Below are 14,128 nucleotides of genomic sequence, written 5' to 3'. Positions count from 1 at the left end.
TGGAGGAGATTGGGGGGATAATGAGACGGATGCGGCTTGGATTGCTGTTTCTTATCGCCGCGCTCTATTTGCCGGTCATGCCGACGCTATCCCAAACCAACCATAACCCCGACACTCAAAAGACCGAGAAGCCAGAGGCTAAGCCCGGCGCAAAGCCAGAGAGTTTGGCGGCCTCGACCCATGAAGCCGAACGCAGCGCCCAAGATCGGAGTAAGCACGAAGAACAGTGCGAGTACCGGGGGCCAGCTTGGTTCTCGGGATTTTATTGTTTCTTTGCGCTCCATGACAAGTTTTGGGTCGCCTTTGGAACGTTGGTCCTTGCCGTGGGCACAGGAATCTTGGGCTTTGCCACCGTATTCTTGTGGCGGGCTACGCGACAGTTGGTTTTGGACGCCAAAGAAGCCAGCGAAAAGCAGTTTAAGGTTTCCATGCTGGCTGCTAATGCCGCCAAAACTCAGGCCGAGGTCGCTCGCGATACACTCCTCACAATGCGGGCTCAATTGCGGGCTTATCTCGTTGTTGAAGCCGACAAGATCGAAGGCTTTGAGGCAGGGAAAATCACAACTGGCTGCTTCTGGGTTCGAAATGTGGGCCAAACCCCGCCGCGCGAGGTCATCATGGCTACTGGTGTAGAGATCGCCAGGCGCGGACAAATCCCAACATTTGATGCTCCGCCTTCTGACGTTCTTCGGGCGGAGACAAATGCAAGAAATGCTCATTTCGCCGAACAAATCTCGGTTAAGAAAGCCGCCACGCGAGCATTCAGTCAGGACGAAATAGACGCGGTTCTCGCTGACCGGAGCCGTGTCTGTGTGGGTGGACGCGTTTATTACAAAGACATTTTCGGGGGTGAGTGGCACACGGATTTTCTGTACGTGTACTCCGGTCCAGAGACACGGACCATGATCCCGGAGCAGTACCAGACCGGCAATAAGGCCACCTAGCAATAGGATTGCGGCCAAAGCCGTCCGCGCCCTCACGGCGCGGTTCCTATCCTAGCTCACCTCCATTGTGGCGTTTGCGCCATAATACCGTTTCGGACGACATGGCCCTGCTGCTGAAGGCACTGCCCTTTAAGGCGGACGATGCCAATGGCGGGACGGGCATCGGGGCAAAGCAGACATCCGGCCCCAAGCCGCAACTTCCGGATTTGCCCCAGTAGAGTTCCAAATTCCCGTCGCTGGACGATTACAAGTTGCTATAGTGGTTACTTCGAACGCCGGTTGCCGCGTTGCGGTAGGGTCTCTGAGGCAGCAATGGGAATTGCTTCCAAACCCAATGAGCTGGAAGCCGCGCTTCGCGAAAGCGAGCAACGATTGCGTTGGCTGGCTTCCATAATCGACTCCAGCGACGACGCGATTGTGAGCAAAAATCTCGATGGCATCATTAGAAGCTGGAATAGCGGTGCTGAGCGCATCTTCGGCTACTCTGCCAGCGAGGCGATTGGTCAGCCCATTACGCTTGTTATACCTCAGGATCGGCAAAGCGAAGAACGGGAGATTTTGACGCGCATCAGACGAGGTGAGCGCATCGACCATTTTGAGACCATTCGGCAACACAAGCGCGGCAACTTGATCGTTGTTTCGCTGACCGTGTCTCCTGTCAAGGATGCCGACGACCAAATCGTCGGCGCGTCAAAGATTGCGAGAGATATTACCGACCAGAAAAGGAGTCAGGAGCTGATCGTGACGTTGGCACGGGAAGCCGAGCATCGCAGCAAGAACTTGCTTGCGAACGCGTTGGCCACGGTCAATCTTTCACAGTCAAACTCGCCGGAAGGTCTCAAACAGATAATTGCCGGACGCATCCAAGCACTCTCAAATGTTTGCTCGCTTTTCGCGGCAACGCGTTGGATCGGTGCTGAGCTATCGGCGATTGCGACACAGGAACTGGCTCCCTATTCCGAGATCACCGGGAAACGAACTTTCATAGATGGCCCGCAGACCATGTTGGTGCCAGACGCCGCTCCAGCAATTGCGATCACGCTGCACGAGTTAGCGACCAACGCCGCGAAGTACGGTGCTTTGTCCACGCCCAACGGCCAAGTCCGCTTGGAATGGTCACACGCGGCAGACGCTCCATTGCGACTACGCTGGATTGAGACAGGTGGCCCAGTCGCACAGAAACCTGCGCGGAAGGGGCTCGGCAGCCGTATCATCGAGCAGATGATCGTTCAGCAAAAAGGGAAAGTTAACTTTGACTGGCGCAAGGACGGGCTTGTTTGCGAAATTACACTTCCGGTGTGAGGCCAGCCTTCCGGATCGCGACATGGCCGCGCTGCGTGCAGGATGATAAAAGCTCAAGGAACGCCACGATGCCGATCAAGGTACTCCATTCGGCCGACAGACGCCTAGATGCCCTTGCAAACAAGTGTGTCTACTCAAGCGCGCTCAAGTTTGGTAAAGGGACGGAGCTTTTCCGCGAGCGAGGAGAGGCAGAGTACGCGTACCAAGTCATCTGTGGAGCAGTGCGGACTTATAGGTTGCTTTCAGATGGCCGCCGCCAGATCAACTCGTTTCACCTAGTCGGCGACATATTTGGGTTGGAGAATGGCGCAACCCATCGCTTCACTGCCGACGCCATCGTTGACACCGAAGTTCGCGTAATACGACGGCGGAGCCTCCTCGATGCAATGACGAACGAAGATGGGGGCGTCAATAATCTTCTTGGCTTGATCACTCTCAACCTTGTGCACGCTGAGAACCATATGGTTCTTCTCGGCCGAAAGAATGCGTTTGAGAAGGTAGCCACGTTCCTGCTTGAAATGGACCAACGGCAGGCTCAACCGGACAAAATACACTTGCCGATGTCTCGACGCGATATAGCCGATTATCTTGGACTGAAACTGGAAACGGTGTCTCGCGCGCTTTCAAAAATGCGAGATGAAAGGATGCTCCGCATCGACGGGGTGAGAGCAGGCAATTCGTCCTGATAGACCGAGAACGACTCGCTAATCTCGACGTATGAACTTACCAGTTTGGGCCCAAAGCAGACGTGCCAAAGGCCAGCCCAGATGTCTGCTTGGCACGGACATCGCATGGCCTCCGCCCGCTGCGTCATCACCACGTTGAGCGCCAGCGTTCTCGAAACTTTTTGCGGTCCTCTCGACGGACACCGGTCTGATGGTCGCCAGCACCTCGTCGGTGACGGGGTTGCGGATCGTCACCAGCTTGCCGGTCGCGTTGGCTTCCTGCTCTGCCACCGCACGTGCTTCTGTGCCGGGAACGAGTGCGTCCCTTCATCGCTGGTGATGCAGACGACATCGGTGCTGGTTTCAAAGTTCCTTTTCAGTTCGCTTTCCAATCGGACGGGAGCGTCCAACCGAAAGCAATAGTCGCCGAACCAACACCGGACAACGATGGCGCAGGCATCATTGACCGGCGACGCACAGCGTCAGGTGATAGGGGCCGCGCCAGCGTCGAGCGCGCACCATCGGACCAGCGTCGGGGCCATCAGCAAGCCCGGAAATCCGGGGCTAGGGGCGGCTTGCCTCGCGTGCTAGGGAGTTCGGCGCGGCGCCCCGCTCCATCGTTTGATGGTTTCACCTCGTCCACTCGTGCACGATCAATGATACACATCATCCGAGCAATCTGGGCCGCCCGCCTGCCCGGATGCAGGCTCGGAACAGCCACGGCTCGACACAATTCCCCGCCCACATCCCGCGACCGGCTTGCTCCCCATACGTGCCCTTTGAGTATTGCGGCCAGTTAATCGCGAGGCCGTTGCGAACCAACCATTCGCCGAGGTCAGCTGGCCAGCGAGCGTGTAGCCACGGCACGGCCGTACTGAACCGCTGACACCTTTCCCCTTTAACGATTTGTTAACGATTTCAATTGAGGAGCCCCATCTGCGCGGCACACGTGTCGGCGCGCGCGAGGCCCCCCGCCCGTCCATGTACCCCCGGGGGGTGAAAATTTGATGCCCGCGCCATGAGGACCCGACGCGGCTGTAACGAGCGACCGACCGGTCGCATCAGTCACAGCCAACGGACATCCCATGAAACGCGACCTCTATGCGGAAGTCTCGGCGCGCATCATTGCCGAGCTAGAAGCCGGCGCAGCGCCTTGGATCAAGCCCTGGTCCGCAACCCCTGGCGCGAACACACCCTGCAACGCGGTGACCAATCGGCCTTATTCAGGATCGAACTTGGTTCTGCTGTGGATGGCGCAGGCGGCTGGATATCGCACGCCGCGCTTTCTCACCTTCAAGCAGGCTTTGGAAGTGGGCGGCAACGTGCGCAAGGGCGAGCGCGGCACGAAGGTGTATTTTGTCAAACAGCTACTGGTCCGCGACAAAGGTGCGGACAATGACGCCGTCACGCGTATCGTGCCGATGCTGCGGGAGTACACAGTTTTTAACCTGGACCAGTGCGAAAACCTTCCTGAGAGGGTCGTGGCGCCAGGTGCCGCAAAGCCACGCAATTGCGACGAACGCTCCAGCGCGATCGATGAATTTCTCGCGTGCACCGGCGCCAGCGTACGGGAGGGCTTCGGCGAAGCCTACTACCTGCCCGGCGCCGATTTCATCAGCCTGCCGCGGTTCGAGGCTTTCAAGAATGCTGCTCACTTCTACTCGACCGCGTTTCATGAACTTGGCCATTGGACTGGCCACAAGTCGCGGCTGGCCCGTGATCTGCGCCACCGCTTCGGCGAGAGGGCCTACGCTGCTGAGGAACTGGTTGCCGAACTCTGTTCAGCCTTTCTATGCGCCGAGTTCTCGATTGACGGCGATCTGCGCCACGCCGGTTATATTGAAAATTGGATTGGCCTTCTGAAGGCCGACACTCGCGCTTTCTTCACGGCATGCAGCAAGGCGCAAGCCGCCGCTGACTTCCTTCGCGGCTTGGCCCTTGCGGCGCCGTCGGAGGTGGCGGCATGACAACGTCCAGCGTCGATCGTCAGCACCAGAAGCACGCGCCGTTCTTCGATGTCGATCCGGTGACGGGCCGCAGCATCGAAGTGTTCTATGCTGACCAGACACTCGAAACTTTCGGCAAGCGCGGTGCTGGTTGGTTCTGGCACGCGCGCCGGCGCGGGTTCGCGCCGGAAGGGCCGGCGCACGGGCCATTTCCCACAAGCTATTCAGCGTATCGGAATGCCGCGCTTTCAGCTGCTGTAAGCTGCGATTACTCTGCTGCCCATGCGAGCCTCCTGGCGGCGGCTGCACTATGCGAGAAAGGTGTCGCTATGCTTCCATATTGCTTCCACCGCTGTTGCGCGTGGAAGCAGCTAGCTTCAGGCTTTCAAAAAAGCTATTCTATTCAAATGGCTAATGGCGCGCCCGGAACGATTCGAACGTCCGACCCTCAGATTCGTAGTCTGATGCTCTATCCAGCTGAGCTACGGGCGCATTTTCGCGGTAGGGCTTGGGCCCGCACGGTTCCGGGAGGCCCGGAACGTCGCGAAAGAGCGCTCTAGCTACAGGCTCCCGGTCCGGTTGGCAAGGTCTGGAAACGCCAATTTCGGCGCGGTTTTGGCCGCGCCTCCGGAATACCGGGACGCCGTTTACGCCCGTGCCCGCTCGCTGCGGACCGAGAGCAGTTCCACCGGACGATCCGGGATCGAGATCCGGAAGGTGGCGCCGATGGTGCCTTCGACCAGATGGATATGGCCGCCATGGGCGCGGATCAGCTCGGCGGCAATCGCGAGGCCAAGCCCGCTGCCGCCGGGGCGGCCGGAGGTCTGGAACGCCTCGAACAGGTGCTCGCGCGCCTTGGTGGGCACGCCGGGGCCGGTGTCGGAGACCTCGATGATCGCAACCGTCCCCTCGCGGCGGCCGGTGATGCGGATCTGCTGGGCGCCGCCGTCGCTGGCGGTGCGACTTTCCAGCGCCTGCGTCGCGTTGCGCACCAGATTGAGCAGCACGCGGAACAGCTGGTCCGGATCGGCGTCGATGGTGAGCCCGCGTTCGATCGCGCTGATCCAGGTGATCGAGACATCGGTCGCAAGCCCGGCCGACTCGCGCACCTCGGCGACCGCCGGTTCGACCATGATGACGCGGCGATCGGGCGCCGCCTCCTGCGCACGGCCATAGGACAAGGTCGACTGGCAGAACGCGATGGCGCGCTCGAGCGAGCGCAACAATTTTGGCGCAAAGCGCTGCACCCGCGGGTCGGGCACGCTGGCAAGCTGGTCCGACAGCAGCTGTGACGACGCCAAGAGGTTGCGCAGATCGTGATTGATCTTGGAGACGGCGAGCCCGAGCGCGGCGAGCCGGCTCTTCTGATGCAGCATCGAGACGAGGTCGCGCTGCATGTCCGACAGCTCACGCTCCGCAACGCCGATCTCGTCGCCGCGCTGGCTTGGCACGATGATTCGCGCCGAACTTTCCGGATTCTCGTGGAAGCCGATCAGGCTCGCGGTCAGCCGCCGCATCGGGCGGACGAACAGATAATGCAGCGCCAGATAGACCAGGCCGGCGGTGAGGCCGGCAATCAGGAGGGCAACGACCAGCACGTTGCGCGAGAAGCGGTACATCGCCTGCCGCAGCGGCTTCTCGTCGATCACCACCTCGATGAACTGCGCCTGGCCCGGCGCGGCGCCGACCACGCGGATGGTCTGGTCACCGTGTTCCAGCATGATCTCGAAGGCATCGACGATCGCCGACCACACCGTCATGGTCCGCATGTCGACGTCATGGTCGATCGCGGCCGGCAAATCGGCGCTGGCAAGCAGGCGGCGCTGCTGCCCGAGCTTGATGGCGACGGCGCGGGCACCGATGCTGGTCAGGATCTGCCGCGCCAGCGAATCCGGCACCAGGCCGGAGGGGGCGGCGTCGAGCACCAGCGCCGCGGTATTGGCGGCGGCCAGGCGGTCATTGAGCCGGTTCATCCGGAAGTTGGCGATGGCCGGCACGTAGATCAGGAGCCCGGCGATCATCACCAGGGGGATCGTCAGCAGCAACAGCTTGCCCGACAGCCCGAGCCGAAGGGACGGCTTGGGCCGCTGCTTCTGCGCGGGCGCCTGATCGTCAGTTAGAGCCACAAGATAAGGCCTTGCTTGGCTTAGGGGTCGGAAGATGCCGCCCGGCCCCCAAGCCGGTCAAATTACGGATCGCTAATGTCGGCGGTTCCTAGAGCATTTTCGGTTCTGATTGAATCAGAACCGAAGCTCTAGCTTCTTGTTTTGACGCGTTTTCTTCACGCGAACCGGTGCCCACTTCGCTCGAAAACGCTCTAGAGCGCCCGAAGGCGTCCCTCACCGTCAAAAACCCCGCGAAAACAGATATATTCGCCCGAATTGCGACGTTTCGAAGAAGCCCGTTTGCGACGCCCTGTGACATTGACGAAAACAAGACGCTCCCTTATAAGCCGCGCCAACTGTCCGCGATGGCCCGGTTCTTGACCCGGGGGCGGCTCGTTCGGGGCCGTAAACGGCGCGTTTGAGCCCGCCAGCATCACCGGACTTCATCTCAATACAACGGCAAATTGCCCGGTCAGCGGAGAATTACCCGTGAAGCGGACTTATCAACCCAGCAAACTGGTGCGCAAGCGCCGTCACGGCTTCCGCGCCCGTCTCGCCACGGCTGGCGGCCGCAAGGTCCTCGCTGCGCGCCGCGCGCGTGGCCGCAAGCGCCTGAGCGCCTGAGCCCGGACGTCTCCACTCCGGAGATACCCATTATGGATCGGCTGAGGCAGCGGGCGGATTTCCTCGCCGTTGCCAATGGCGCGCGGGCGAATACCGCAGCTTTTGTGCTGCAGGGCCGCCGCCGCGACGATCAGGGCCCGATCCGCGTCGGCTATACCGTCACCAAGAAGAATGGCACCGCGACCGAGCGCAACCGCATCCGCCGCCGGCTTCGCGAAGTGATTAGACGGGTCGATGCCATATACATGCGGCCGCACCATGATTATGTGCTAGTCGGCCGTCGTGACGCGCTGACCCGCGACTTTGCGACCATGCTTGACGACCTGCGGTCGGCGCTGCGCCGCCTCGACCGGCCTGCGCCAAAGGCGGGCAACACAAGCGCGCCCAATCCGAACGGAATGACGAGACCATAAGAGATGTCCGACAACCGCAACACGATCCTTGCCGTCATTCTGTCCGGCTTCGTCCTGATCGCCTGGCAATATTTCTACAATGTGCCGCAGATGGAGAAGCAGCGCGAGGTCCAGCGGCAGGCCGAGGTGCAGAAGCCAGCGGCGCAGCCGGCGACTCCGGGCGCCACTCCTGGCGCCGCTCCGGGGACTTCTGCGTCGCCGGCGCCGGGCGCGCCTGCGGCCGACGCCCCGGTGGCGAGCCGCGAGACGGTGCTCGCTTCCGGCCCGCGCATCAAGATCGACACGCCGCGCGTCACCGGCAGCATCGCGTTGAAGGGCGCCCGGATCGACGACCTGGCGCTGGTCCAGTTCCGCGAGACGGTCGACCCCAAATCGCCGGCTGTCGTGCTGCTGTCGCCGTCGGGCACGGCCGAGCCTTATTACGCCGAGTTCCTGTGGCTGACCGCCAACGGCTCGTCGGTGAAGACCCCGAACGGCGAAACCGTCTGGCAGCAGGAAGGCTCGAACAACCTGTCGCCGACGAGCCCGGTGACGCTGAAATACGATAACGGCCAGGGGCTGATCTTCCGCCGTACCATCGCGATCGACGAGCGCTACCTCTTCACCATCAAGGACGAGGTCAACAATCTCGGCAGCGCCCCGGTGACGCTGTATCCGTTCGGGCTGATCTCGCGCGGCGGCAAGCCGCCGGTCTCGGGCTACGCGATCCTGCACGAAGGCCCGATCGGCTATCTCGGCGAACACGGTCTGCAGGAATACACCTACAAGAATCTCGACGAGAGCAAGACCTCGACCGGCGGAAACTCGCGCGGCGTCGTGTTCTCGAAGGTCACCAACGGCTGGCTCGGCATCACCGACAAATACTGGGCCACGGCGCTGCTGCCCGACACCGACGCAACGCTCGAAACCGCAAGGTTCACCACCGGCGACAAGCGCTACCAGGCCGACTACATGCTCGGCGGGCAGACCATCCCGATAGGCGGCACCGCCGTCGCCAGTGGGCGGCTGTTCGCCGGCGCGAAGGAGGCCGCTGTCGTCGGCCTCAACTTCCCGCTGGTCGGCTTCGGCGGCTACAACAAGCAGCTCGGCCTCAACCATTTCGATCTGCTGATCGACTGGGGCCACTTCTACTTCATCACCAAGCCGATGTTCCTGGCGCTCGACTGGTTCTATCGCCTGGTCGGCAATTTCGGCATCGCGATCCTGCTGGTGACCGTGATCGTGAAGCTGCTGTTCTTCCCGCTCGCCAACAAGTCCTACGCCTCGATGGCGAAGATGAAGTCGGTGCAGCCGCAGCTGGCCGCGCTGAAGGAGCGCTATCCTGACGACCGCGTGAAGCAGCAGCAGGAAATGATGGAGATCTACAAGAAGGAGAAGATCAATCCGATCGCCGGCTGTCTTCCCGTCGTTGTCCAGATCCCGGTGTTCTTCTCGCTCTACAAGGTGCTGTTCATCACCATCGAAATGCGGCACGCGCCGTTCTTCGGCTGGATCAAGGACCTCTCGGCGCCCGATCCGACCAACCTGTTCACGCTGTTCGGGCTGATTCCGTTCGATCCGATCGCGCTGCTCGGACCGCATATCGGAGCCTATCTGGTGATGGGCATCTGGCCGATCATCATGGGCATCACGATGTGGGTCCAGATGAAGCTCAACCCGGCGCCGCCGGATCCGACCCAGAAAATGATCTTCGACTGGATGCCGCTGATCTTCACCTTCATGCTGGCGGGCTTCCCGGCGGGTCTCGTGATCTACTGGGCCTGGAACAACCTGCTGTCGGTGCTGCAGCAAAGCTTCATCATGCGCAAGAACGGCGTGAAAGTGGAGTTGTTCGACAATCTCAAATCCACGTTTCAAAAAAAAAGCGTGACGACTGAGACCAAGAAAGCGACGTAGCTTCCAGCAACAGCGCTTGATCACCGCGTCATGCCCGGCCTCGTGCCGGGCATCGACGTATTGGAGGGCGGCAGGACGTTGACCTGGATGGCCGGGTCGTCTTACGCCAAAGACACGCCTTGGGCCTTTGCCTGGCCACCACGAGATGGGATCCTTCGCATGAGCACCGAACCCGATGCGGAGCTGATCGAGCAGGGACGAAAGCTGTTCGCCGGCGACTGGCGTTTCATCTGGGCCTCGCCCTCGATCGAGACGCTGCCGCCGATGGCCGGCCTCGAGGTCGCCTTTGCCGGCCGCTCCAATGTCGGCAAATCGAGCCTGATCAACGCGCTGACCGGCCGCAATGCGCTAGCTCGCACCTCGCACACGCCGGGCCGCACCCAGGAACTGATCTTCTTCGAGGGCCCGGAAAACGCGGACTTTCGTCTCGTCGACATGCCCGGTTACGGCTACGCCTCGGCGCCGAAGACCAAGGTGGCGTCATGGACGGCGCTGATTCACAAGTTCCTGCTTGGGCGCGCGACGCTGGCGCGGGTCTATGTGCTGATCGACGCGCGCCACGGCATCAAGGACGTCGATCTCGACGTGCTGAAGACGCTGGATAAGTCCGCGGTCAGCTATCAGGTCGTGCTGACCAAGGCCGACCAGGTCAAGGCAGGCGAACTGAAGACCGTAATCGCCGACACGTCAGCGACGCTGGCAAAGCATCCCGCCGCGTTCCCCGAACTGCTGGTGACCTCGTCGCGGACCGGCGACGGCATGCCGGAGTTACGCGCCGCGATGGTGCGCCTGATCGAGGAACGGCGCCGATGAACGGCCTATCCCGCCTTCTGATCTGCGTTGCCGCCGTCATGGGCGCCTGCGGCGTGATGGTGGCGGCGGGCGCAGCCCATTTGCCTGATGCCGCCACGCGGCTGGCGGCGGCGTCCTCGATGCTGCTGTTCCATGCACCCGCAGCCATCGCGACCATTGCCGTTGCGGACCGCGCGGTCATCCATGCCACGCTCGGAATTACGGCAGCGGCCGGTTTCGTCATCGCGGCGTCATTGTTCGCCGGCGACCTCGTGCTGCGCCAATATGCCGGCCATGGATTGTTTCCGATGGCCGCCCCGACAGGCGGAACGCTGCTGATCCTGAGCTGGCTGGTGCTGGCGGTCGCAGCGATGTGGCCGAGGCGCTGACCTGTAGCCCGGATGGAGCGCAAGCGAAATCCGGGGCCGCACCCACGGCACGATTCCCGGATTTCGCTTCGCTTCAACCGGGCTACGCATCATCATCCCGCTTTGCGCCCCGCCCGCCAATCAGATAGAACCCTGCGCGCCCCTCCGCTGACGACGAGACCAGTCCCATGACCGACCAGCACATCAGCCCGCTCGATCAGGCCCGCATCCTGTCCGAGGCGCTGCCGCACATGCAGGAATATGACGAGGAAACCATCGTCATCAAATATGGCGGCCATGCCATGGGCGCCGAGGACACCGCCAAGGCGTTCGCGCGCGACATCGTGCTGCTGGAGCAGACCGCGATCAATCCGGTGGTCGTGCATGGCGGCGGGCCGCAGATCGCGACCATGCTGAAGCGCCTCGGCATTCAGTCGGAATTCGCCGCCGGCCTGCGCATCACCGACGCCGCGACCATCGAGATCGTCGAGATGGTGCTGGCGGGCTCGGTCAACAAGCAGATCGTCGGCTACATCAACGAGGCCGGCGGCAAGGCCGTGGGCCTCTCCGGCAAGGACGGCAACATGGTGAAGGCGTCGAAGACGACGCGCACCATGGTCGATCCGGATTCCAACATCGAGAAGGCCGTCGACCTCGGCTTCGTCGGTGACCCCGAAAAGGTCGACCTCACGCTGCTCAATCAGCTGATCGGCTATGAGCTGATCCCGGTGCTGGCGCCGCTGGCGACCTCGCAGGACGGCCAGACGCTGAACATCAACGCCGACACCTTTGCCGGCGCGATCGCGGGCGCGCTGAAGGCCAAGCGCCTGCTGTTGCTGACCGACGTGCCCGGCGTGCTCGACAAGTCCAAGAAGCTGATTCCGGACCTCTCGATCAAGGAAGCCCGCAAGCTGATCGCCGACGGCACGATCTCCGGCGGCATGATCCCGAAGGTCGAGACCTGCATCTATGCGCTCGAACAGGGCGTGCAGGGCGTCGTGATCATCGACGGCAAGACGCAGCACGCGGTGCTGCTCGAGCTCTTCACCAACCAGGGCACCGGCACGCTGATCCATAAGTAATGGCAGACGCGGCAGCGCGAATGAAGGCCGTCATCGCGGGACTCACGGCGAAGATGCCTCGCCGGTCGCCGGCGATGCGGCTCGCGATGTCGCTGCCGGCCGCGCTGGTATCAATCCTGTTCTCGGCGGCGCCGGCGCATGCCGACCTCAAGCTCTGCAACCGCATGAGCTATGTGATCGAAGCCGCGATCGGCATCGACGACAAGGCCGCGACGGCGACACGCGGCTGGTTCCGCATCGATCCCGCGACCTGCCGGGTGGTGGTGCAGGGCACGCTGACCGCCGACCGCGTGCTGCTCAATGCACGCGCGCTCGGCGTCTACGGCGCCTCGCCGATCCCGCAGAACGGCACCGACACGCTCTGCGTCGCACAGGACAATTTCGTGATTGCCGCCGCGCGCCAATGCCGCTCCGGCCAGACGCCGGCGCAATTCACCCAGATCACGCCGACGCAGACCGATGACGGCAATCTCGTCGCCTATCTCGCCGAGGACAGCGAATATGACGACGAGCAGGCGCGGCTCGCCGGCATCCAGCGCCTGCTCGTGATCGCAGGTTACGACGCGGCGCCGATCGACGGCGTCGACGGGCCGAAGACCCAGAGCGCGCTGTCGGCGTTCCTCAGGAGTCGCGGGCTCGCCAGCGACATCGTGCAGTCGCCGAATTTCTTCGCCACCATGATTGATGCCGTGCAGAAGCCGTCGGCGTCGGGCCTGACCTGGTGCAACGACACGCAGTACAAGGTGATGGCCGCAGTTGCGACCGATGACGGCAAGGTGGTGACCAGCCGCGGCTGGTATCGGATCGACCCAGGCAAGTGCCTGCATCCCGACGTCACGGGCATGCCGAAGCAGATCTATTCGTTCGCCGAGGCCGTCGACAGCGACAACCGCGCCATCCGCATCAAGGACAAGCCGCTGAACTGGGGCGGCGCGGTCCAGCTCTGCACGCGCGAGAGCAAATTCGAGATCAACGAGCAGGGCGACTGCGCCACCCGCGGCCTCGCCGCGCTCGGCTTCACCACCGTCGACATGACCAGCGGCGGCAAGACGCTGCGCTTTGCGATGCCGTGATGCACGGGACAACGGATTGAGAGCGCCATGAAAACTCCCCGCAGCTTCGGCCATGTCGAGACCTGGGTGTTCGACCTCGACAACACGCTGTACCCGCATCACGTCAATCTGTGGCAGCAGGTCGATGCGCGGATCGGCGAGTTCGTCAGCAACTGGCTGAAGGTGACGCCCGAGGAAGCGCGGCGGATTCAGAAGGACTATTACCTGCGCTACGGCACCACGATGCGCGGCATGATGACCGAGCATGGCGTGCAGGCCGACGACTACCTCGCCTATGTGCACAAGATCGATCATTCCCCGCTGCAGCCCAATCCGGCGATGGGGGCTGCGATCGCCAAACTGCCCGGGCGCAAGCTGATCCTGACCAACGGCTCGGTCGACCATGTCGATGCGGTGCTGGACCGACTCGGCATCACCAACCATTTCGACGGTGTGTTCGACATCATCGCGGCCGATCTCGAGCCGAAACCGGCGCCGCAGACCTATCAGAAGTTCCTCAGGCTGCACGACGTCGATCCGGCAAAAGCTACGATGTTCGAGGACCTCGCGCGCAATCTGGTGGTGCCGCATGAGCTCGGCATGACCACCGTGCTGGTGGTGCCCGACGGCAGCCAGGAGGTGGTGCGCGAGACCTGGGAGCTGGAAGGCCGCGACGCCGCGCATGTCGACCATGTCACGGATGATTTGACCGGGTTCTTGCAGCGGCTGAACGGAAAGCCCTGATCTCTCCCCAAGTCGTCCCGGCGAAGGCCGGGACCCATAACCATCAGTCTCTGTATGGCTCCGCGCTGTGGCCCCATCGTGCTGCACCGCTGGCATTCGTGGTAATGGGTCCCGGCCTCGCCGGGACGACGTTGAGTTTGCCTTGACTCCAGGGCGCCAAATTCCGAAAAAGCGCTGCAAAATTCCCGTCATAAT

General features: G+C 62.2%; 14 protein-coding genes and 1 tRNA gene. 12 read left to right on the top strand and 3 right to left on the bottom strand.

Annotated features, from left to right (window positions below; translation table 11 throughout):
* Positions 1–20 precede the first annotated feature (20 nt).
* The 3 genes from G6P99_RS04210 (at position 21) to G6P99_RS04200 (ending at position 2,932) form a co-directional block, all read left to right on the top strand.
* On the top strand, positions 21–944 hold the full coding sequence (locus G6P99_RS04210; protein WP_165127345.1) for a hypothetical protein: 924 nt from the start codon (positions 21–23) through the stop codon (positions 942–944).
* 312 nt (positions 945–1,256) lie between these two features.
* A complete protein-coding gene (locus G6P99_RS04205) occupies positions 1,257–2,246 on the top strand; it encodes a PAS domain S-box protein (RefSeq protein ID WP_165127343.1) in 990 nt (329 codons plus the stop codon).
* A 68-nt stretch (positions 2,247–2,314) separates the two neighbouring features.
* Positions 2,315–2,932 carry a helix-turn-helix domain-containing protein gene (locus tag G6P99_RS04200; protein ID WP_246709451.1) on the top strand — a complete coding sequence of 206 codons (618 nt, stop codon included), beginning with the start codon at positions 2,315–2,317 and terminating at the stop codon, positions 2,930–2,932.
* 18 nt (positions 2,933–2,950) lie between these two features.
* Here G6P99_RS04200 and G6P99_RS04195 read toward each other — a convergent pair whose 3' ends face one another.
* A complete protein-coding gene (locus G6P99_RS04195) occupies positions 2,951–3,202 on the bottom strand; it encodes a hypothetical protein (RefSeq protein WP_165127341.1) in 252 nt (83 codons plus the stop codon).
* 794 nt (positions 3,203–3,996) lie between these two features.
* On the opposite strand from G6P99_RS04195, the gene G6P99_RS04190 reads away from it, so the two are divergent.
* Complete coding sequence (locus G6P99_RS04190; RefSeq protein WP_165127339.1) at positions 3,997–4,878, top strand: ArdC family protein; 882 nt, start codon at positions 3,997–3,999, stop codon at positions 4,876–4,878.
* A gap of 394 nt (positions 4,879–5,272) precedes the next feature.
* Here G6P99_RS04190 and G6P99_RS04185 read toward each other — a convergent pair.
* Together G6P99_RS04185 and G6P99_RS04180 are read right to left on the bottom strand one after the other, a co-directional pair.
* Positions 5,273–5,349: transfer RNA gene (locus G6P99_RS04185), tRNA-Arg, on the bottom strand.
* A gap of 155 nt (positions 5,350–5,504) precedes the next feature.
* Entirely contained in the window at positions 5,505–6,983 is a 1,479-nt protein-coding gene (locus tag G6P99_RS04180; RefSeq protein WP_029083636.1) for an ATP-binding protein, read from the bottom strand.
* Between the two features lie 468 nt (positions 6,984–7,451).
* Between G6P99_RS04180 and rpmH the strand changes: the two genes are divergently transcribed.
* The 8 genes from rpmH to G6P99_RS04140 all read left to right on the top strand — a co-directional run bounded on the left by rpmH (position 7,452) and on the right by G6P99_RS04140 (position 13,933).
* Complete coding sequence (gene rpmH, locus G6P99_RS04175; RefSeq protein WP_008542748.1) at positions 7,452–7,586, top strand: 50S ribosomal protein L34; 135 nt, start codon at positions 7,452–7,454, stop codon at positions 7,584–7,586.
* Positions 7,587–7,618: 32 nt separating this feature from the next.
* Entirely contained in the window at positions 7,619–7,999 is a 381-nt protein-coding gene (gene rnpA, locus G6P99_RS04170; protein ID WP_051346598.1) for a ribonuclease P protein component, read from the top strand.
* A 3-nt stretch (positions 8,000–8,002) separates the two neighbouring features.
* The gene (gene yidC / locus G6P99_RS04165; RefSeq protein WP_029083635.1) at positions 8,003–9,895 is read left to right on the top strand and encodes a membrane protein insertase YidC; all 1,893 of its coding nucleotides are present in this window, start codon (positions 8,003–8,005) and stop codon (positions 9,893–9,895) included.
* Between the two features lie 159 nt (positions 9,896–10,054).
* Positions 10,055–10,708: a ribosome biogenesis GTP-binding protein YihA/YsxC gene (gene yihA / locus G6P99_RS04160; protein ID WP_029083634.1), complete on the top strand. Its 654-nt coding sequence runs from the start codon at positions 10,055–10,057 to the stop codon at positions 10,706–10,708.
* Positions 10,705–11,076 carry a DUF423 domain-containing protein gene (locus G6P99_RS04155; protein ID WP_029083633.1) on the top strand — a complete coding sequence of 124 codons (372 nt, stop codon included), beginning with the start codon at positions 10,705–10,707 and terminating at the stop codon, positions 11,074–11,076. The genes yihA and G6P99_RS04155 overlap by 4 nt, the downstream gene beginning before the upstream one ends.
* Before the next feature lie 167 nt (positions 11,077–11,243).
* Positions 11,244–12,137, top strand: coding sequence for an acetylglutamate kinase (gene argB, locus G6P99_RS04150; protein ID WP_029083632.1), 894 nt, complete (start codon positions 11,244–11,246; stop codon positions 12,135–12,137).
* 86 nt (positions 12,138–12,223) lie between these two features.
* Positions 12,224–13,210, top strand: coding sequence for a DUF1036 domain-containing protein (locus G6P99_RS04145; protein ID WP_165129238.1), 987 nt, complete (start codon positions 12,224–12,226; stop codon positions 13,208–13,210).
* 27 nt (positions 13,211–13,237) lie between these two features.
* Entirely contained in the window at positions 13,238–13,933 is a 696-nt protein-coding gene (locus tag G6P99_RS04140; RefSeq protein WP_165127337.1) for a pyrimidine 5'-nucleotidase, read from the top strand.
* Positions 13,934–14,128: the final 195 nt, after the last annotated feature.

It is taken from the genome of Bradyrhizobium sp. 6(2017) (assembly GCF_011058295.2).
Taxonomy (GTDB): Bacteria; Pseudomonadota; Alphaproteobacteria; order Rhizobiales; family Xanthobacteraceae; genus Bradyrhizobium; species Bradyrhizobium septentrionale.
Note: the sequence above shows the minus strand (reverse complement) of the source record. Positions and strands in the feature narration are given on the sequence as shown.